Source organism: Brevibacterium marinum, from assembly GCF_011927955.1.
In the GTDB taxonomy this organism is placed as follows: Bacteria; Actinomycetota; Actinomycetes; order Actinomycetales; family Brevibacteriaceae; genus Brevibacterium; species Brevibacterium marinum.
In genome coordinates, this window is the sequence record NZ_JAATJN010000001.1 from 301,520 (window position 1) to 319,728 (window position 18,209).

Below are 18,209 nucleotides of genomic sequence, written 5' to 3' on the forward strand. Positions count from 1 at the left end.
CAGTCGGGGCCGGTGATCTCCGCTTCAGTCGGTGCCGGCGAGCCCCTCTTCAGCTTGTACCGACGAACACCGCTTCACCCCTGCTGAAGCGCGTTCACAGCCCCGCGACGAATTCGAGCAGCTTCTCATCGCTGTGCGGTGGTCCGACGACCTGAACCGACGCAGGTTTCGCTCGCGACGCTGCCGTCATCGCAGGTTCGGAGGCCGACATCGCCCCCTCGATTGCAGCGCCGATGGGCAGCGTCACTGCCGGCCATCCCAGAACGTTGAACGGCAGCGAGTAACGCATGAACTTCGCGGCCGATCCCGGGCCGAGTTCATCCCACTCGGTCACCTCACCGTCGATGGCGGGCGTGATCAAGAAGTCGACGTCGTCGAAGAACGATTCGGCGGAGGCTCGCAGTTCGTCCAGAGAGGCGACATTGGATCGGTAGTCAGCCTCGGCGATGTCTTGGCCGGCGAGGATCTTCGCCCAGACTCCCGGTTGGTACTGCTCGCCCTGGTCATCCAGGAACTGCTTGTGCAGCACGTAGGCCTCGTACCGTCGCACGATGTCGTAGAAGCCGATCCCCCGTTCGATGAGGTGGGTCAGACGATCGAAGTTCGCCGAGGTGGCTGCCGCGAGCGCTGACTCGCCGAGGTGATGTTCGGCCCAGGTCAGTGCCTCTGTCGACGATTCGTCTGCCGGCTTCAGCAAGCTCAGGTCGACAGTCGGCGTCCCGGCCAGTGAGGCCCCGGGCGTCCGTGAGGCTGTTGGCGTTCCGGCCAGTGAGGCTTCTGCGCGAGTCGGGCCCTGACGGCCCCCGACGATCACCTTGAATGCTTCGGCGAGCAGCGGCAGCTCGCGTGCGAACAGCCCCACCGTGTCGAAGGACGGCGACAGTGGAAACACTCCCTCGGTCGGGACCGCGCCGAATGTCGGTTTGAACCCGATGATCCCCTGGCAGGCGGCGGGGACCCTCACGGATCCGGCGGTGTCCGTTCCCAGAGCCAGCGGGACCATCCCTGCAGCGACAAGTGCCGCAGACCCGGAGCTCGATCCGCCCGTGCACAGGGCGGGGTCGATCGGATTGATGACACGACCGAAGGCGCTCTCATCGCCGAGGATGCCGTACGAGTATTCCTGGCAGTTCGTCTTCGCAACCGGCAGAGCACCCGCTCGCTCCAGCAGACTCACGACAGGGGCTGTCGTGCTCGGGTCGGGTCCGCTGCTGACCTTCGAACCCATCGTCGTCGGGTGTCCCGCCACGTCGATGACATCCTTGACAGCGAAGGCAACGCCGTCGAGGCTGCGAGCCGGTTGGCCCGCCGAAGCACGTTCGGCGGTCTTCCGTTCAAGCGTGCGTGCACGATCGCTCATCACTGAGGTCACCGCATTGAGATCTCGACCGCTGCCTTCGACCGCTGCGAGAGTCCGTTCAAGGCTCTGCACAGAGCCACCTGCCTGATGTGTTTCGTGATTCTCGTCCACGATCCCCATCGTGCCAGAGACCAGCGCCCCGCGGCTCGTCAGGTTGCAGAACAGTACATCGGTTGCAACCTGTGTACTGTTCCGCAAACAGAGTCATCGCGCTCACCCCGGCGCGATCCCCGTCCACGGCACCAGCTGCTCCACCGCGGCAGCGACGTCGAAGGCCGCACGATCGTCGAACGGGTGCGCCACCACCTGCAGACCGGTCGGGATCCCGCAGTCGGCCATGCCGCTGGGCACGTTGACGATCGGCACGCGGTTGCAGATGTTGAACGGGATCGTCATGTGCGCCTGCCAGTAGTGGTCGAGCCGCACTCCCCCGCCGTCGACGCCCCCGGCACCAGCGTCCGGACCGGCACCAGCGCCCGGGCCGGCACAACCGTCCGGGCCGGCACCAGCGCCTCGACCGGCATCGTCTCGTCCGACACCCGTGGAGTCGATCGTGATCCCGTTGAGGTAGCTGCCGTCGGCTTCGAGCCCGGCCACCGCCGAGGTGGGAGCCAGGAGCACATCGAAGCCGTCCATCCCGGTCGCCAGCTCGGCCTGGATCGCGGACTCCGCCGCAAGCCCTGCGTAGAGCGAATGACGGGCGGCGACCGCCTCGGTGTCGGCCATGAACCGTCGCGTGTAATCGGCCAGAGTGTCCTCGTGACCGCTGGTCGCGGCCCGCATCGCGGGGGCGAGGATGTTGCCGTAATGGGTGAACGCCGTTTCGAAGAGGCCCTCCCCCGTCCACGGCAGCTCGATCTCCTCGACGATCGCGCCGGCAGCCTCGAGCGCCGAGGCGACCGCGCGGGTGTTGCGGATGATGTCCTCGCCGACGGGGTAGTCACCCAGCCTCAGACAGAGGGCGATCCGTTTGCCGCTGACGCCGGCGACCACCTCGGCGGAGGTGGCGTCGAAGCCCTCTAGGAATCCGGGCGAGGCGATCGTCGTGTGGTCACTGGGATCGACGCCGACCATCACCCGCGCCAGAAGTGCGGCATCGGCGACGGTGCGCGCCATCGGCCCGTCCCCGCGGTACCAGTCGGCAGCCAGCGGCTGGGCGCCCGGGATCCGACCGTAGGGGGCTTTGTACCCGACGGTGCCGGTGAACGCGGCTGGCAGCCTCGTCGATCCGGCGATGTCCGAGGCCGTGGCCAAAGGCGCGAACCCGGCGGCCAGGGCCGCGCCCGACCCTCCCGAGGACCCGCCGGGCGAGAGCTCGGCGTTCCAGGGATTGCGCGTCACGCCCCACATCGGCGAATGCGTGACCGTCGCACAGCTGAACTCCGGGGACGTCGCCCGGGCGTGGACGAATCCCCCGGACGCGCGGATACGGCGGACGATCGCAGCGTCGGCCTCGGCGACGGTGTCGCGTTCGTGAACGAGCCCCTGGGTCAGGGTGCGCCCGGCGATCGCGTGCTTCTCCTTGGCGATCACAGGCAGGCCGAGCAGCGGTCGGGTGGCGGCCGCCTCGGCGAGGTCATCGGGTTCGGCATTCGCGTAGAACTTCTCCGCTTCCTTCGCCGAGGTGACCGCCTCCTCGAGGACCTCCGTGACCGCATTGATGCGCTCGTCCTCGGTCGTGATCCGGCCGATCTGGGCACTGAGGAACTCGACCGGGGACAGCTCCTTCGTGCGGAACTTCGTCAACGCCTCGGTGGCGGACAGTGCCCAGATTTCGTCCGCACCCGGAGCCGCCGAGGTGGGTGTGGTGTTCATGCGGTGGCCTCGGCAGACACGGACGACTGTGCCCGCACCCCGGTGACGGACTTGCCGACCCACACCTCGCCCTCGCCTTCCCCGCTGAGCTCGCCACCCACGAGTTCGGTGGCGACCGAGGTGAGCACGCGCAAGCCCCGGACCATGTCCTCGTCGGTGGTGAACTCGCGTTCGCAGTGGGAGACGCCGTCGACGCTGGGCACGAACATCATGACGGCGGGCACCCGGTGGTTCATCGCTACGGAGTCGTGGCCGGCCATGGTCTCCAGCCGGCGGATGGTCAGGCCTTCGTTGGCCACGGACTTCTCCGCCAGTTCGACGCCGGCCTCCGGGAAGTGGCGCTTGTCGCGGACGTCGAAGTCCTCGACCTTGATGGTGATGTCGTGCTCAAGGGCGATGGTCGCTATCTGCCGGTGCAGGGAATCCCGGGCGGCCGTGACGATCGCCGGATCCGAGGAGCGGAGGTCGGCGACCATGTGCACCCGGCGGGGCACGACGATCGGCGAGTTGGGTTCGACGACATGCTGACCGACGGAGGACACAAGAGCTTCGTCCTCGAACTCGTCGACCACCTCGGCGACGGCGAGGACCACCTTGGAGGCTGCGACGAGGGCATCGTGACGGTCGGCCATAGCGGTGGCTCCGGTGTGGGACTGTTCGCCGAGGACGTCGATGTCGAGCTTCTGCGTGTACCAACTGGATTCGACGACGCCGATGTTCGTGGCCTCACGCTCGAGGATGCGGCCCTGTTCGATGTGGATCTCGGCGTAGGAGATCGCCTCGGGAGGAGTGTCGTTGCCGTTGTAGCCGATTGCGGCGAGCGCCTCGGCGACGGAGGTGGCCTCCAGGTCACGCACGGCCAGCATCTCCTCGAGACCGAAGAGTCCCGCGTAGACGGAGCTGCCCATGATCGAGGGGGCGAAGCGACCGCCCTCCTCGTTGAACCAGTTGACGACGGCGAGGTTGAAGCGCGGGATCTGCCCGGATTCGGCGATGTTCTCCTTGATCCGCAGGGCGGCGAAGAGGGCGGCGATGACTCCGTAGGCACCGTCGAAGCGACCGCCCAGCGGCTGGGAGTCGAGGTGTGAGCCGATGAGGACGAAGGGGGCGTCGGGGGCGAACTCGAGGCAGGCGAACATGTTGCCGATCGCATCGACGCGGACCTCGAAGCCGTTCCCCTCGGCCCACCCGAGCATCCAGTCCCGCGTGAGCCTGTCCTCGGGCGTCAGGGCCTGCCGGTCGACGCCGTTGCTGTCGGTGGCCCCGATCGTGGCGACGTGGTGGAAGTCGGCGAGGAAGGCGGCGTCGCTCGAGGGGGCAGGGCTGCCGGACGAGCCGGAGTCTGCAGTGCGGGCCGGGTTCGAAGGTTCGGCGGATGGTGCGGTCATGGTGCGTGTTCTCTTTCTCTAGCTGGGATTGTGGGGTGTCGCCGAGGTGGCCCGGCGGTTCGCGCTGTCCCTGCGGTTCTTGCAGTCCGTCCCGGCGGTCCGCGCTGTCGCTCACCCGAGACGGCCCCGGGTCTCGGGGAGGCGGGTGACGAAGATCAGGCCGAGAACGAGGACTGCGCACACGCTCATGTAGAGCCCGGGAGCGGTGCTGACGCCGGTGATGTCGACGAGCCAGGTGCCGACGAACGGTGCGGTTCCGCCGAGGATGGCGTAGGAGACGTTGTAGCTGATGGCCGCCGAGGTGAAACGGGTCTTCGTCGAGAAGCGTTCGCAGAAGAAGGTGTAGCAGCCACCGCCGTAGCAGCACAGGGCGATGACGAAGACCGTCTGCCCGAGGAAAGCCAGACCCATGTTCCCGCTGGTCACGAGCCCGAAAGCGGGGATCGAGGTGACGGCGAGGAGGATGGAGCCGGTGATGAGCATCGGCTTCCGGCCGACCCGATCGCCGATGGCCCCGGCAATGGGCAGGACGATCGTGTAGCTGGCCATGGCGATGGCGTTCGTCAGCAGCGACTGTTCGCGGCTGAGGTCTCCGGTGGTCTGGATGTAGGTGACGAAGTAGGCCGAGAGCATGTAGAAGCCCAGAGCGGTCAGCCCGAGGACGAAGAAGACCTGGAGCATCCCCACCGAGTTCTCGCGGAACGAGTCGCGGATGGGGCTGAATTCCTTCGGGCGTTCGGCCGCGGTCTTCTTGAACAGCTCGGACTCGTCGGTCCTCGAGCGGATCCAGAGCCCGACAGCCGACAGCGGCAGGGCCAGGAGGAAGGGCACGCGCCAGCCCCAGGACTCGAAGGCGGCGTCGCTCATCACTGTCGACAGCAGGAGGATGAGGCCGCCGGCGAAGACCGAGGGCAGGGCGGTGGCTGCCAGGGTGATGTTGATCCACAGGCCGCGTTTGCCGACCGGGGCGTGTTCGTAGACGAAGGAGGGTCCGCCCACAGATTCGCCGCCGGCGGAGAAGCCCTGACCCAGACGGGCGAGGATGAGCAGGATGGCCGCGAACCAGCCGATCTGCGCGAAGCCGGGCAGGATGCCGATGAGCGCGGTGCAGCAGCCGACGAGGAAGATCGTGATGGTCAGGGTCTTGCGCCTGCCGACCTTGTCACCCAACGCCCCGAAGAACAGACCGCCCAGAGGCCGCATGACGAAGGCGACGCCGAAGGTCGCGAAGATGACGAGAAGCCCGGTGACCCGGTCGCCGTCGGGGAAGAAGTACTCGGAGAGGATGACGGCCGAGAGACCGTAGAGGGTGAAGTCGTAGAACTCGACGAATTGGCCGATGCTGCCGCCGACGAGCACCTTCTTCTGCATGCTCGTGGATCTGCCGGCCCGTCCCTGTGGCGTCGGGGACGCAGTGCGTGTCGCGGACATAGAAGCTCCCTTGCTGTGTCCTTGTGGTCGGAAACCATTCTTGCCCGGACGCATGCATCAGTCCAACAGATAATGTTGAATACAGACATCAATTGGATCTATGAGACGGCTCGAGCTGCGGGCAGTCGGCCAGAGACGCGGCAGCCACGCGCAGACGCAGGCAGCCATCCGGAGACGCAGGTTCTCAGTCCGAGGCCTCGGCTCCCAAGATCTCGCGAGTCAGCTCGCTGAACGCCCGCGCCCGCTTGCTCAGGCGCACCTCCTTGGGCCAGACTATGGCCAGGTCGATGCTCGGGAAGTCGTCGAGCAGCGGTACATCGACCGTCTTCGACCCGATGTACGTCCCCGATGACACGCTCTGGCTGAGCACCGAATACCCATGCCCCAGCGCGACGAACGACCGGACCGTCTCGTAGCCGGAGAAGCTGTGTCGGATCTTCGGCACGATTCCGGCGATGCGGAAGAGCTCGTCGTAGTACTGCCGGGAGAACGGCATATCGAGCTGGATGTAGTCCTCCTCGGCGAGTTCGCGCAGGTGGATCGGGCGCGGCTCGTCAGCTCCCCCGCCGAGGCGGTGATCGAGTGAGACGAGAGCGTGCGGTTCGACGACGTCGATGAGGAACGAGTCGAACCTGTCGGTCAGTCCCAGCGTGTACGTCAGAGCGATGTCGCAGACCCCGGCGATCACCGCGGTCTGCAGTTCGTGCAGGTCGGCTTCGAAGTAGTTGACCCGCACGTCCGGGTAGCGCTTTTCGAACTCGGCGTGGATGAGCGGGAGACGGGTCGGTGCGATGGGTGAGAAGACTCCGACTGTGAGGTTGCCGCTCAGCGACCGGGCCAAGCCGTGCGCGGTCTCACCGAGTGCGTCGGAGGATTCGAGGAACGGGTTGACTTCGAAGAGGAAGCGTCGGCCGGCAGGTGAGAGCACCACCGCGCGGTTCTTCTGGCGGATGAACAGGTCGATGTCCAGGGTCCGCTCGAGTTGGGCCATGGCGGTCGAGATCGCCGACTGGGTGACGTTGAGGTGTTTGGCCGCCTCGGTCATGTTCTCGCGGCGGGCCACCTCTTGGAAGTACCGCAGTTGGACGAGAGTGAAATCGAGCGCCATGCTTCTCATCTTCCCACGCACCGGCTGCCGCCGTCGCTCAACTGTCGGTCCGGTGGCGGTTGGAAATAGACTGGGCCCGTGCTTGCCAATCCAGCGGTCAATGACCTGCCCACGCCGCCCCACGATGTTCTCGCCTCGATCCCGAGCCCGAGCGTCTCCAGCTTCCAGCTCGGGCCTCTGACGATCCACTTCTACGCGCTGTGCATCCTCGCCGGGATCATCATCGCCATCGTGCTGACGAACCACCGTCTGACCAAGCGCGGCGTGCCCGAATGGCAGGTCCTCGACATTGCGACCCTGGCCGTTCCGCTGGCCATCGTCTGCGCTCGGATCTACCACGTCATCACGCATTACACCGACTACTTCGGCCCCGGCCGCAACCCCTGGAACGTCTTCGAACCCGGTTCCGTGTGGGCGATCTGGGAGGGCGGCATCGCGATCTTCGGGGCGCTGCTCGGCGGTGTGCTGGGGGCCTGGATCATGTGTCGGCGCATGGGCATCAGACTCACCGCGCTCCTCGATGCTCTGGCCCCCGGCGTCATCATCGCCCAAGCCTGCGGTCGGTTCGGCAACTGGTTCAACCAGGAACTCTTCGGCCGCCCGACGACATTGCCCTGGGGGCTGGAGATCGATCCGAACAATCCTGCCTTCCCACCCGGGCTGCCGGTCGATACGCTCTTCCACCCCACGTTCCTCTACGAAGTGGTGTGGAACGGCCTCGGCTGCCTCGTCCTTCTGTGGCTGGGACGTCACCTGTTCTTCCAGTGGGGCCGCCTCTTCGGCATGTACCTCGTCTGGTACGGGGCCGGTCGCATCGTGTGGGAGTCCATCCGCCTCGACCCCAGCTTCGTCGTCCTCGGCCTGCGCACCAACGTGTGGGCCGCGATAGGCGCGGTCGCGCTGGGCGTCCTCATCATCGTCGTTCAGAGGCTGCGTCACCCAGAACCCGAGGAGTCACCCTTCCTCAAAGGCCGGGAACCCGAGGCCGAGCCTGCCGACTGACTGTCCCCGCGGACGCACCGGGCTGGTGCTTCACTCAGCGCCCCGCCCCGTCATTGTGGGCAGATGGTCGAATCCCGCGGGAATTTCGACCATCTGCCCACAATCACGCGGGTCCAACAGCCCACCCGCACCACTCACGGGCCGACTGCCCTGCGCCAGGGGGCACCCGCGCCGGCAGTGCTACGCGCCGAGGGGCGCCCCCGCCACGGGTGCTACGTCTCGCCAAGGGGTGCGCGGCGCCATGGGAGCCACGCGCCACGGGTGCCCCCGCCAGGGGCCCGCGATTACCCTTGCGACACCCAGTCGCGCAGCCGGCCCAGGCCCTCGGTGATCTCGTCGAGGCCGATTCCCGAGTAGGCGAGGCGGATGTAGCTCCGTTCCTCCCAGCCCTGTCGCCTGCCGAAGTGCTCGCGGGTGCAGAACGAGACGCCGGTCCTGTGCAGCGCCTCGGTGGAGAACTCGGACAGCGTCGCGATCCCCTTTGTCTCCATGGCCTCGGTGACATCCGGGAAGACGTAGAACGTCGAGCCCGGAGTCGCCACGCTCATCCCGGGGATCGAATTGATGATCGAGCAGGTGGCGTCACGGCGCTTGCGCAGCACTTCGAGCATCCGCCCGACCGAGTCCTGGGGCCCCTGCAGCGCGGCGATTCCCGCCCATTGGACGTGCTGGGTGGTGCAGGATTCGTCGTTGGTGTTCATCGTCGAAATCGCCTCGGCGATCACAGGCGGGGCCACGGCACAGCCGAGACGGGACCCGGTCATCGCAAACTTCTTGGAGAAGGTGTAGAGGATGACGGTGCGCTCGCGCATTCCCTCAAGCGCGGCGATGGACTTCGAGCGTCCCTTGTAGCGCATCTCGAAGTAGGCCTCGTCGGAGAGCACCCAGAGGTCGAACTCCTGTGCGATCGCCGCGATCGCCTCACGTTCGGCATCGGTCGACTCGGCCGAGATCGGGTTCTGCAGATCGTTGTAGATGATGGCCACGGTCGACTCGTCGATGGAGGCCCGCAGGTGGTCGAGGTCGATGGCGAACCCGTCGGAGGTGGGCACGTAGCGGTAGGGCAGCGCGGTTCCACCGAGGTATTCGATCTGGGACTCGTAGATCGGGAACCCGGGATTGGGGTAGAGCACACCGGCACCGGGGTCCATCACGGCTTGGAGGAATTTCGTGATCACGGGCTTGCCACCTGTCGTGACGACCACCTCGGCGGGGTCGATCGTCATGCCTCGCCGGGATCCGATGTCGTCGGCCAGGGCGGCACGCAGCTCCGGAACCCCCGGCCCAGGACAGTAGCCGGTCTTCCCGTCTTTGATGGCCTGGTCCATGGCCTCGACGATGTGGCCTGCCATGGGGAAATTGAGATCGCCGAGGTGGAAGGGATAGACCTCATTTCCGCGGGACTTCCAGTCCGCGGCGGCCTGGGCGACCCGGAACGCGGTCTCAGTACCCAGGCTCTCCAAGCGTCGAGCAGTCTTCATTGTCGGCTCCTTCATGCGTTCCGGCTGTCCACGGTATGGCGTCCTGATCCGAGGTGAGTTGACGACGGAATCAATGACCGTACGTCACACGATAGATGACATGGTCAAGAGTGACGTCGTCCCATTGGACAGGTTCGCCGAGGTGGAGGGCAGGTTCGCCGGGCTGCTCAAGCGGAACTCTGTCCGAGGCGCTGGGATCTGTCGGAGTTTTCAGCTGTCCGGTTCATTTCGTGGGTCGACTGTCGCGGGCGAACTTCCCGGCTTTGCTCCTGTTCGACCGGAACTTGTGCATGAGTGCGGTGAGTCGTGTCTTCCGATCGCCGCCGATGACATGGTCCTTGCCCGCGATGAGGGCCTCGACTCCCTGCCGGGCGACCTGTGCCGGATCGTTCTTCCAGTCATTGGAACCGAAGACAGTGTTCCCCATGCCCGCCGTCTGATGGAAGTTCGTCGCCGTGGCGCCTGGAAGAAGTGCGGTGACGGAGACTCCATGGTCCTTCATCTCTTCGCGCAGGCCCGCGGCGAAGCTGAACATGAATGCGCGGGTCGGGCCGTAGATCGATTCGAATGGCGTCGGTGTCAGCGCCGACATCGAAGCCGTGACCAGGATCCGCCCCGCATGCTGCTCGGCCATCTTCTTCACGACCTGTTTGGCCAACAGCACCTGAGAGGTGAGGTTGAGGGCGATCATCTGCTTCTCGTCCTCGATGTCGGTATCGAGGAATCCGCCGCCGAGGCTGCGTCCGGCATTGAGGACCGCGACGTCCAGTTCGCGTCCGAGCTCCGCCACTTCGTTCCAGACCTCGGTCACGCCCGCCTCGGTCGTCAGGTCGGCGCGAACCGGGTAGACCTCGGCGTGGGGCAGCGTCTCGCCCAGTTCCCGGATCCGCTCGCTGGAGCCGACGCCGATGATGTCGTAACCGCGATCGGCAAGCTGTCGGGAGATCTCAAGACCGATTCCTGCAGATGCTCCGGTGACGAGTGCAAGTTGAGCCATAATCGTGTGTACTCCCGGATCGATGTCGTGTCGGTCTCCGGAAACTGAACGCCCCGATGAGGCCCAGTATTCCGGTTGTCACCGTTGGCCCTCATGCCTCAGCCTCCGTCAGCGGCCTTCGAAACCTCAGCTCACAGCGGTCGCATTGCGGCCGGCCAACAGGCACCACAGGCCGATGGCCAGGAACACCGGCGCGCCGAGCAGGCCGCACCAGAAACTGGGCGCGGCGAGGTCTCGGGGCAGGAAGTACGCCACGACCGCAATCAAGGTGAGCACCACTGCCGCGAGGTGGAGAACGGGTTGAGTGAAGACCATGCCGAGGCCGAAGAAGTGAATGCCGACGATGGCGAAGATCAGGGGCGCGACCAATTCGGAGTGTCCTGTGCGGATGGCGAGGAAGGCCAGAACTCCCCCGCCGATGATCTCTGTCCACACGACGATGATGTAGACGGTGAAGGCCGTCGTGCCGGAGTCGATCGCCGTCGCTTCGCCCCAATGGCGGATCGCTGCAAGAATGCTCGGCACCATCAAGGCGAGCCCGGCCGCCGAGAACACTCCGAGGATGATGCGGAACACGGGATGGCTCGGCGGCCCTTCCTGTCCCCACCCCGACCACATGAATGCGGCAAGCCCGAACACCGCACTGATCATCACAAGATCGCGCGGAAAGGACTGGTCGATCATCGTTGACCCTTTCACCTCAGTTGACTTGCCTCCGAGTCTAGCCAAAACCGGCCCGGAACTGCAGGCAGACAGAACTGTCCACCGTACGGACCACTGCGTGGATCGGCACTTCGAATTCGGACCATGCCCTCGCGGATTCCATATGGCAATACGCCGCACGGCCACCATTTACTTCGCCCCTTCCGTGGGATAGAACTGATTCCGTACGCGGTCAGACTGACAGATCGTCACTGCCGATGAGTACCCACGATCAGGAGCTGCGCATTGTCCTACCTCAACGGTGAGGCCTCCCATTGGCTGACCCAGTCCCCGCCCGAGTCCACCGCCCCTTCCCCGCTGCCTGCCGAGAAGCAGGATCTCGTCATCGTCGGAGGAGGACTGACCGGCCTGTGGTCGGCCTACTACGCGAGGCAGGCCCACCCCGACTGGCAGATCACCGTCATCGAGGCCAAGCACATCGGCTACGGGGCATCCGGGCGCAACGGCGGCTGGCTCTCGACTCTGCTGCCCGGAAACAGAGCCAAGTACGCCGAGGCGGTCGACCGCGCCCGCGCCACCGATCCGACCGGCCCGGTCGGGTCCGCAGGGCCGACCGGCGTGGAGTCCGTGAGGTCTTTCCAGTCCGCTCTCTTCGACTCGATCGACGAGGTGCTCGAAGTCCTCGACGCCGAAGGCATCGACGCTCATCAGGTCCGCGGCGGTCACATCGACATCGCCCAGACCGAGGCCGGGATGTCCCGACTGCGCGAGCTCTACGAGGGTGACAGACAGTACGGGTACGGACCCGAGGACATGCAGTTCCTCGACGCCGAGGAAACCCGCGCCCGCATCAACGTCGACAACGCGCAGGGCAGCGTGTACTTCCCCGGCACCGCCCGCATCGACCCGGCACTGCTGTCACAGGGTCTCGCTCGCGCCCTCAGGAAACAGGACGTGACGATCTGCGAACACACCTCGGCGGGCCACATCAGCGCCGACGTCGTCGCCACCGATCGCGGTCCGGTCGCCGGCGAGACGATCTTCGTCTGCCTCGAAGGCTATTCGGACACGGTCACCGGCGACCTGCCCGGGTTGGAAGGACGTCAGGTCATCCCGGTGTTCTCCTCGATGATCGCGACCAACCCGCTTCCCGCCTCGGTGTGGGAGACCATCGGCTGGGACGGGCGCGAATGTCTCGGCGACACCGCGCACACCTTCATCTACGCCCAGCGCACCGATGACGATCGGATCGCCCTGGGCGGTCGCGGGGCGCCCTATGAGTTCCGTTCGGGTCTGCCCGGTGACGGCGAGGTCCCCGCCGAGGTGGTCGATCTGCTGAGTGCGCGACTGTCCTCTCTTTTCCCCGACCTCGAGTTCGAGGTTGCCCACGCGTGGCGCGGCGCCCTCGGCGTGACCCGGGACTGGTGCGCCGGCATCTTCTTCGATGCCGAGCAGCGCATCGGCGTCGCTCGCGGCTACGCCGGGCACGGGGTGACGGCCACCCACCTGGCGGCGAAGACGCTGATCGACCGGGTCTCGGGTGCGTCGACTCCGCTGACCGCCCTGCCGTGGAACGAGCACTACTCGGGCCAGTGGGAGCCGGAGCCGATCCGCTGGCTGGGCATCCGCTCGATGTACAGGATCTTCAACATCGCCGACGCCTGGGAGGCCGTCACCGGCGCGAAGACGACGAGCCTGCTCGCCCGGTTCGGCTCCCGCCTAGCCGGACTGCATGAGTAGCACGCCATCGGCTACCTGAACCTGCAATAACCACCTGCACACGGGTAGCTGCTGCAGGTTCAGGTAGCCGATGATCACGAAAGGAACCGCAATGACCCGCACGTACCGCCGCATCTCCCCCGTGGCCGAGAACTACCCGGCCTCGAGCATCCGCAAGATGTTCAACCTCGCCCTCGACTTCCCCGACGCAGTGAAGCTGACCGTCGGCGAACCCGATTTCAACACCCCGGAGCACATCAAGGCCGCCGGGATCCGCGCCATCGAGAACGACAACACCCGCTACGTCGCCAATGCCGGCATCCCGGAGCTGCGCAGTGCGATCGCCCGCAAGTACTCCAGACGCTGGGACCGGGGCATCGGACCGGAGAACGTTATGGTCTCGTTCGGTGCCATGGAGGCACTGACCTTCGCCCTCGACGTCACCGTCTCTCCTGGTGAAGAGGTCATCATCCCCGATCCCAGCTTCCCGAACTACATGGGCCAGGTCCACCGCCTCGGCGGGGTCGCGGTCTCTGTTCCCGTGCGGGAGGAGAACGACTTCAAGCTCCGCGCCGAGGACGTCCGGGACGCCGTCACCGACAGGACCGCGGCCGTGATCATCAACAGCCCCTCGAATCCGCTGGGCTCGGTCATGGACCGGACGGAGCTCGAGCAGATCGCAGAGCTCGCGGATGAGCGCGGTTTCACGATCATCTCCGACGAGGTCTACGACCAGATGGTCTTCGACGATGCCGTGTTCACTTCCATCGCCGAGGTGCGCCCGGACTTCGACCGGTTCCTCGCCATCGGCAGCTTCTCGAAGACCTATGCGATGACAGGGTGGCGCTGCGGCTTCGTCATCGGGGCCGAGGACTTCATCGCTCCGATGTCGCTGCTCCAGGAGGGGCTGACCTCGAGCCTGCCCGGGTTCGTCCAGGAGGCCGCGGTCGCCGCGATCGAAGGGCCGCAGACGGACGTCGACAGGATGGTGAGCTCCTATGCCGAACGGCGCGAGATCCTCATCGATCGCATCAACGCCATCGATGGGCTGAGCGTCGTCCGCCCCGAAGCGACGTTCTATGCCTTCGTCAACGTCAAGAAGTGGGGTCTGAGTTCCTGGGAGCTCGCGATCGCGCTGTTGGAGAACCACAACCTCGCCACCATCCCCGGATCGGCTTTCGGGCCCGCCGGAGAAGGCTATCTGCGCCTGACCTTCGCGGTCTCGCCCGAGACGATCAACACCGCGTGCGACCGGCTGGAGGCGTTCGCCGCCGGCCGGTGACTCCCGGTCGGTCGCCACACGCGCACCATCCTCAAACACCGAGAGCACACCGCAGCGTCGAGGGCGGAGCGTCTACCCTATGCCCTGAACGCTGCGGTGTGCTTTCGGTGGTCCGCCGACGGCGCAGCATCTTGCACTGAGTGCGCTTCAGCTGCGCACGGAAGTCTCGTCCGTGGCCGACCGCGTCGCCCTGCCGCGTTTCGTCGCAGTCACCAGGCTGACGATGACGAGTACGACGACGGCAGCGGGCAGCGCAGGGATGACGGAATTGATCTCGCCGGACTTGCCGCTGACTTCCCACAGGATGGTGACAACGCCGCCGGCGATCATCGACGACAGGGCGCCTGCGGCTGTGACCCGCTTCCAGAACAGGGCCGCCAGCACCGCAGGAGTGATCGCGGCACCGTACATCGTGTAGGCATACATCTGGAGTGCGAGCACGGATTCGAAGAACTGGACCATGATGTAACCCAAGAGGGCGATTGCGAGAACGGAGAACCGTCCGACCAGAACTCCCGCCTTCGAGTCTCCTCGGCTCTTGTCCTTGATGAATGCCAGATCGTAGACGACGTTGCCGGAACATGTGAGCAGGTAGGACGAGCCGGTGGTGACGATGAGTGCCAGGGCCGCGACGAGCAGCACGGCACCGATTCCCGCCGGCGTGAACTCACCTTCGGCAAGGGCAAGGATCGCCATGTCCGGGTTGATCTCAGGCATGAGGATGGTCGAACCAGACGCCAGAAGGATGATCGGTGCAACGATCAGCGCTGCCCCGATGAAGAAGAGGATGGTCGCATTGCGAGCAACCTTGGGAGACCGTGCCGCAGCAAGGCGCTGGTGCATGTTCTGATCGCCGAGGATGAGGAGGAACAGGGGGAGGAAGTAGCCCAGGATCTGCCACGGCCCGAGAACCCCCGTGAACGACTTGAACGCGGGGTCCAGTCGTTCGACATAGCTGCCGACGCCGCCGAGATCGTTGAGGAATACCCAGACGAGCGCACCGAGGAGAGAGATCACGATGAGGACTGTTGAAAGGAAATCGGTCCAGGCCACAGACTTCAGGCCGCCGGACAGCGACAGGAACGTGATGAGGACCGTCGCCACGATCGTCGCCTGGGTCGTGCTCAGCGGCGTGATGAGGGTGAGGATATAGCCGGCCCCGGTGAATTGATACGCGGTGATTCCGATGAACGCGACGAGGATGAGCACAGTTCCGGCGACACGGACCGGTCGCCCGAATTTGGACTCGAAGAGCTCAGGGACGGTGCGGAATCCGTTCTTCCTCACCTTCGGTGCTATGAAGTAGAGGACGATGATTCCGCAGAAGGTGCCGGCGAAGAACAGGATTCCCGCCAACGGGCCGTTGCTGTAGATGAAGTTCGCCCCGCCGATGATCGAGCCGGACCCGACGAACGTCGCCAGGAGAGTTCCGGCGAGAACCCATGTCGGCAGCGACTTTCCCGCCAGGACGAAGTCCTCTCCGTCCCTCATCGCCGATGCGCGGCCGAACCATGCGGCGATGGCGATCATGATCGCCACATAGGCGATGAGGACGATGACGAATGTGAGGTTCATAGGTTTCCCTTGTGTCGTGGTGCACAGATGCGCAGACCACGATTCTCACCGACGACCGCAGGTGAATGCAACAATTTTTGCAAACATTTCAATCTTCGGCAATCGCCGAGGTGGCTCCCCACAGATCGTCGATGCGTCCGAGCGTGCGCTGAGTCCGCTCCTCATCGTGCCGGGCCAGACATCCGAGCAGGTATTGGACGGCGCTAGTCGCACACACGAGCGACGAGATCAGCTCGGAAGATTCAGCCGGCACGAGAACATGCTCGTCGGAGATGTCGGTCAGGGCGGTCTGACGGTCGGCGATGACGAGGACCGTCGCCCCCTGCTGCCGAGCCGCCTCGGCCAATTGGACCACGGCACGGGAGGACTTCCAGAGCGTGATCGCCACGAAGCAGTCGTGCGAGCTGAGCAGATTGACCTCGTTGACCATCGACGTCACGGAACCCGAATGCAGACGCACCGGATACCCGAGCATCTGCGCCACGTGCGCCAGCTGCATTCCTGGGGCGGCGTAGGAGCCCGTCGCGAACACGCCCGTGGATTCGGAGGCGATGATGTGTTCGCCCATCCTGTTGAGGGTGCCCTCATCGAGGCCGTCGCGCATCCGCTCGAGCAGCTCGATGTCCTTGTCGATCGAGTTCGCCAACCGCCCCTGACTCCGGTTGTGCAGATACAGGCTGCGCGAGCTCAGCGATGCCAGGTAACGAGTGCGGATCTCTGCCGAGAATGTCGGCCAACCGGTATATCCGAGCGATTGTGCCGCGCGAACGACCGTAGCGACGTTCACCTGCGCCATATCGGCAAGGAACTGAGCCGAGCAGTAAGCGGCCTCATCCGGATCCGCCTCGATCACACTCAGAATCGTCTTCGTCGCGCGTGTCAGCCGTGCGGCCGATCGGAGAGTGTCGATCCACTCGGTGAAGCTGCTCACAGTCCGGACTTCCTTTGCAAAGGTTGTTGCATTGCACCTACTCTGGGCCCATCATCCTAATCGGATCCAATGAAGGAGACATGGAATGCATCTCGGTCGGGGCATCAGCACGATCACCAACGCACGGGTCCTCGACGTGGACACGGCTACGATATCCGAGCCGACGACGGTGACCATCAAGGACGAGCGAATCGCCGAGGTCGGCGGGACCGGAGCGACATCGGACCCGGACAGTTTCGACGCCGAAGGCAGAATCGTCTCACCCGGACTGATCGACGCCCACGTCCATGTCCTGGCAGCCACCGCAAACCTGGGTGACCTCGGGGATCAATCGCCGTACTACCTCGGCGCCCAGGCCGCGCGCCTGATGGGAGCCATGCTCGGCCGCGGCTTCACCACCGTCCGTGATGCCGGTGGCGCAGACTTCGGTCTCGCAGCCGCCGTTCGGGAGAACCTCTTCCCTGCGCCTCGGCTCTTCTTCGGCGGTAAGGCACTGTCACAGACCGGCGGGCATGCGGACATGCGCGGACCGGGGACGCACGTCATGGACAAGCACCTCTGCTGCCCCAACATCGGCATCGTCTGCGATGGAGCCGATGCGGTGCGGAAGGCCGCTCGCGAGAACCTGCGAACAGGTGCCGATCACGTCAAGATCATGCTCTCGGGCGGAGTGGCGTCACCCACCGACCGCGTCGACTCCACCCAGTTCTCCGATGACGAGATCCGTGCTGCAGTCGAGGAGGCAGCAGCGGCGAATCGCTACGTACTCGGCCATGCCTACACAGCGAAGTCGGTCAACCGCGGACTCGAACTCGGAGTGCGGTCCATCGAACACGGCAACCTCATCGACCGCCGGAGCATCCAGCTCCTGCTCGAGAAGGACGCGTTCCTCGTCCCCACCCTCGTGACCTATGAACGCCTGAAGCAGGACGGTGCCACCTTCGGTCTGCCTGAAGCCAGCCAGAACAAGGTCGACGACGTCCTCTATGCAGGTCTCGACGCCTTGAAGCTCGCGACCGACCAGCAGGTGAAGATCGCGTACGGCTCCGATCTGCTCGGCGGCATGCAGCCTCACCAGAGCCAGGAGTTCGCCATTCGCGCCCAGGTACAGACACCTCAGCAGGTCCTGCGCTCGGCAACTACGACAGCGGCCGAACTCCTCGGGGAGGAGAACAACCTCGGCGCTGTGGCAGCGGGCGCATGGGCCGACCTGCTGGTCCTCGACGCCAACCCGCTGGACGACGTGTCCGTGCTAGGCGACGCGGACAGCTCGATCCACTCCGTCATCAAGGGAGGGCGCCTCCTCCAGTGAGGATCGCCCTGCCGTGCGCCCCGGATCGAACCGCGCGGCAGGGCCCAGATCGAAGCGCACGATTGGGCACAGATCGAACCGAACAGCAGGGGCTCCAACGTGGTTCGGACATCGACAAAGAAGCTGAGGAGCCGTGCGACAGGGA

General features: G+C 65.3%; 14 protein-coding genes. 4 read left to right on the forward strand and 10 right to left on the reverse strand.

Annotated features, from left to right (window positions below):
• Positions 1 to 94 precede the first annotated feature (94 nt).
• From BKA07_RS01295 to BKA07_RS01315, 5 genes are all read right to left on the reverse strand, one after another.
• A complete protein-coding gene (locus tag BKA07_RS01295) occupies positions 95 to 1,432 on the reverse strand; it encodes an amidase family protein (protein WP_209043829.1) in 1,338 nt (445 codons plus the stop codon).
• 141 nt (positions 1,433 to 1,573) lie between these two features.
• Positions 1,574 to 3,175 carry an amidase gene (locus tag BKA07_RS01300; protein ID WP_167949297.1) on the reverse strand — a complete coding sequence of 534 codons (1,602 nt, stop codon included), beginning with the start codon at positions 3,173 to 3,175 and terminating at the stop codon, positions 1,574 to 1,576.
• Positions 3,172 to 4,563 carry a M20 family metallo-hydrolase gene (locus BKA07_RS01305; protein WP_167949298.1) on the reverse strand — a complete coding sequence of 464 codons (1,392 nt, stop codon included), beginning with the start codon at positions 4,561 to 4,563 and terminating at the stop codon, positions 3,172 to 3,174. The genes BKA07_RS01300 and BKA07_RS01305 overlap by 4 nt, the downstream gene beginning before the upstream one ends.
• Before the next feature lie 111 nt (positions 4,564 to 4,674).
• Complete coding sequence (locus tag BKA07_RS01310; RefSeq protein WP_245161792.1) at positions 4,675 to 5,994, reverse strand: MFS transporter; 1,320 nt, start codon at positions 5,992 to 5,994, stop codon at positions 4,675 to 4,677.
• Positions 5,995 to 6,178: 184 nt separating this feature from the next.
• Complete coding sequence (locus BKA07_RS01315) at positions 6,179 to 7,102, reverse strand: LysR substrate-binding domain-containing protein (RefSeq protein ID WP_167949299.1); 924 nt, start codon at positions 7,100 to 7,102, stop codon at positions 6,179 to 6,181.
• 78 nt (positions 7,103 to 7,180) lie between these two features.
• On the opposite strand from BKA07_RS01315, the gene lgt reads away from it, so the two are divergent.
• Positions 7,181 to 8,104: a prolipoprotein diacylglyceryl transferase gene (lgt, locus tag BKA07_RS01320; protein WP_342448953.1), complete on the forward strand. Its 924-nt coding sequence runs from the start codon at positions 7,181 to 7,183 to the stop codon at positions 8,102 to 8,104.
• 284 nt (positions 8,105 to 8,388) lie between these two features.
• On the opposite strand, the gene BKA07_RS01325 is transcribed toward lgt, so the two are convergent.
• The 3 genes from BKA07_RS01325 to BKA07_RS01335 all read right to left on the reverse strand — a co-directional run bounded on the left by BKA07_RS01325 (position 8,389) and on the right by BKA07_RS01335 (position 11,266).
• The gene (locus BKA07_RS01325) at positions 8,389 to 9,585 is read right to left on the reverse strand and encodes a pyridoxal phosphate-dependent aminotransferase (RefSeq protein WP_167949300.1); all 1,197 of its coding nucleotides are present in this window, start codon (positions 9,583 to 9,585) and stop codon (positions 8,389 to 8,391) included.
• Positions 9,586 to 9,808: 223 nt separating this feature from the next.
• Complete coding sequence (locus BKA07_RS01330) at positions 9,809 to 10,582, reverse strand: SDR family NAD(P)-dependent oxidoreductase (RefSeq protein WP_167949301.1); 774 nt, start codon at positions 10,580 to 10,582, stop codon at positions 9,809 to 9,811.
• Positions 10,583 to 10,708: 126 nt separating this feature from the next.
• Positions 10,709 to 11,266 carry a hypothetical protein gene (locus BKA07_RS01335; protein ID WP_167949302.1) on the reverse strand — a complete coding sequence of 186 codons (558 nt, stop codon included), beginning with the start codon at positions 11,264 to 11,266 and terminating at the stop codon, positions 10,709 to 10,711.
• Positions 11,267 to 11,530: 264 nt separating this feature from the next.
• On the opposite strand from BKA07_RS01335, the gene BKA07_RS01340 reads away from it, so the two are divergent.
• Positions 11,531 to 12,985 (forward strand): NAD(P)/FAD-dependent oxidoreductase, encoded by a 1,455-nt coding sequence (locus BKA07_RS01340; protein WP_167949303.1) that lies wholly within the window; start codon positions 11,531 to 11,533, stop codon positions 12,983 to 12,985.
• 91 nt (positions 12,986 to 13,076) lie between these two features.
• Complete coding sequence (locus tag BKA07_RS01345; protein ID WP_167949304.1) at positions 13,077 to 14,246, forward strand: pyridoxal phosphate-dependent aminotransferase; 1,170 nt, start codon at positions 13,077 to 13,079, stop codon at positions 14,244 to 14,246.
• 147 nt (positions 14,247 to 14,393) lie between these two features.
• On the opposite strand, the gene BKA07_RS01350 is transcribed toward BKA07_RS01345, so the two are convergent.
• Together BKA07_RS01350 and BKA07_RS01355 are read right to left on the reverse strand one after the other, a co-directional pair.
• Positions 14,394 to 15,821 (reverse strand): sodium:solute symporter family protein, encoded by a 1,428-nt coding sequence (locus BKA07_RS01350; protein WP_167949305.1) that lies wholly within the window; start codon positions 15,819 to 15,821, stop codon positions 14,394 to 14,396.
• Between the two features lie 88 nt (positions 15,822 to 15,909).
• The gene (locus tag BKA07_RS01355) at positions 15,910 to 16,752 is read right to left on the reverse strand and encodes a MurR/RpiR family transcriptional regulator (protein WP_167949306.1); all 843 of its coding nucleotides are present in this window, start codon (positions 16,750 to 16,752) and stop codon (positions 15,910 to 15,912) included.
• Between the two features lie 85 nt (positions 16,753 to 16,837).
• On the opposite strand from BKA07_RS01355, the gene BKA07_RS01360 reads away from it, so the two are divergent.
• Positions 16,838 to 18,064 (forward strand): metal-dependent hydrolase family protein, encoded by a 1,227-nt coding sequence (locus BKA07_RS01360; RefSeq protein WP_167949307.1) that lies wholly within the window; start codon positions 16,838 to 16,840, stop codon positions 18,062 to 18,064.
• The last annotated feature ends 145 nt before the right edge of the window (positions 18,065 to 18,209 follow it).

Coding starts and splice junctions, on each gene's coding strand:
- BKA07_RS01310 (WP_245161792.1), bottom strand. CDS start 5,994: ATGTCCGCGACACGCACTGCGTCCCCGACGCCACAGGGACGGGCCGGC.
- BKA07_RS01300 (WP_167949297.1), bottom strand. CDS start 3,175: ATGAACACCACACCCACCTCGGCGGCTCCGGGTGCGGACGAAATCTGG.
- BKA07_RS01360 (WP_167949307.1), top strand. CDS start 16,838: ATGCATCTCGGTCGGGGCATCAGCACGATCACCAACGCACGGGTCCTC.
- BKA07_RS01315 (WP_167949299.1), bottom strand. CDS start 7,102: ATGGCGCTCGATTTCACTCTCGTCCAACTGCGGTACTTCCAAGAGGTG.
- BKA07_RS01350 (WP_167949305.1), bottom strand. CDS start 15,821: ATGAACCTCACATTCGTCATCGTCCTCATCGCCTATGTGGCGATCATG.
- BKA07_RS01345 (WP_167949304.1), top strand. CDS start 13,077: ATGACCCGCACGTACCGCCGCATCTCCCCCGTGGCCGAGAACTACCCG.
- BKA07_RS01325 (WP_167949300.1), bottom strand. CDS start 9,585: ATGAAGACTGCTCGACGCTTGGAGAGCCTGGGTACTGAGACCGCGTTC.
- BKA07_RS01335 (WP_167949302.1), bottom strand. CDS start 11,266: ATGATCGACCAGTCCTTTCCGCGCGATCTTGTGATGATCAGTGCGGTG.
- BKA07_RS01305 (WP_167949298.1), bottom strand. CDS start 4,563: ATGACCGCACCATCCGCCGAACCTTCGAACCCGGCCCGCACTGCAGAC.
- BKA07_RS01330 (WP_167949301.1), bottom strand. CDS start 10,582: ATGGCTCAACTTGCACTCGTCACCGGAGCATCTGCAGGAATCGGTCTT.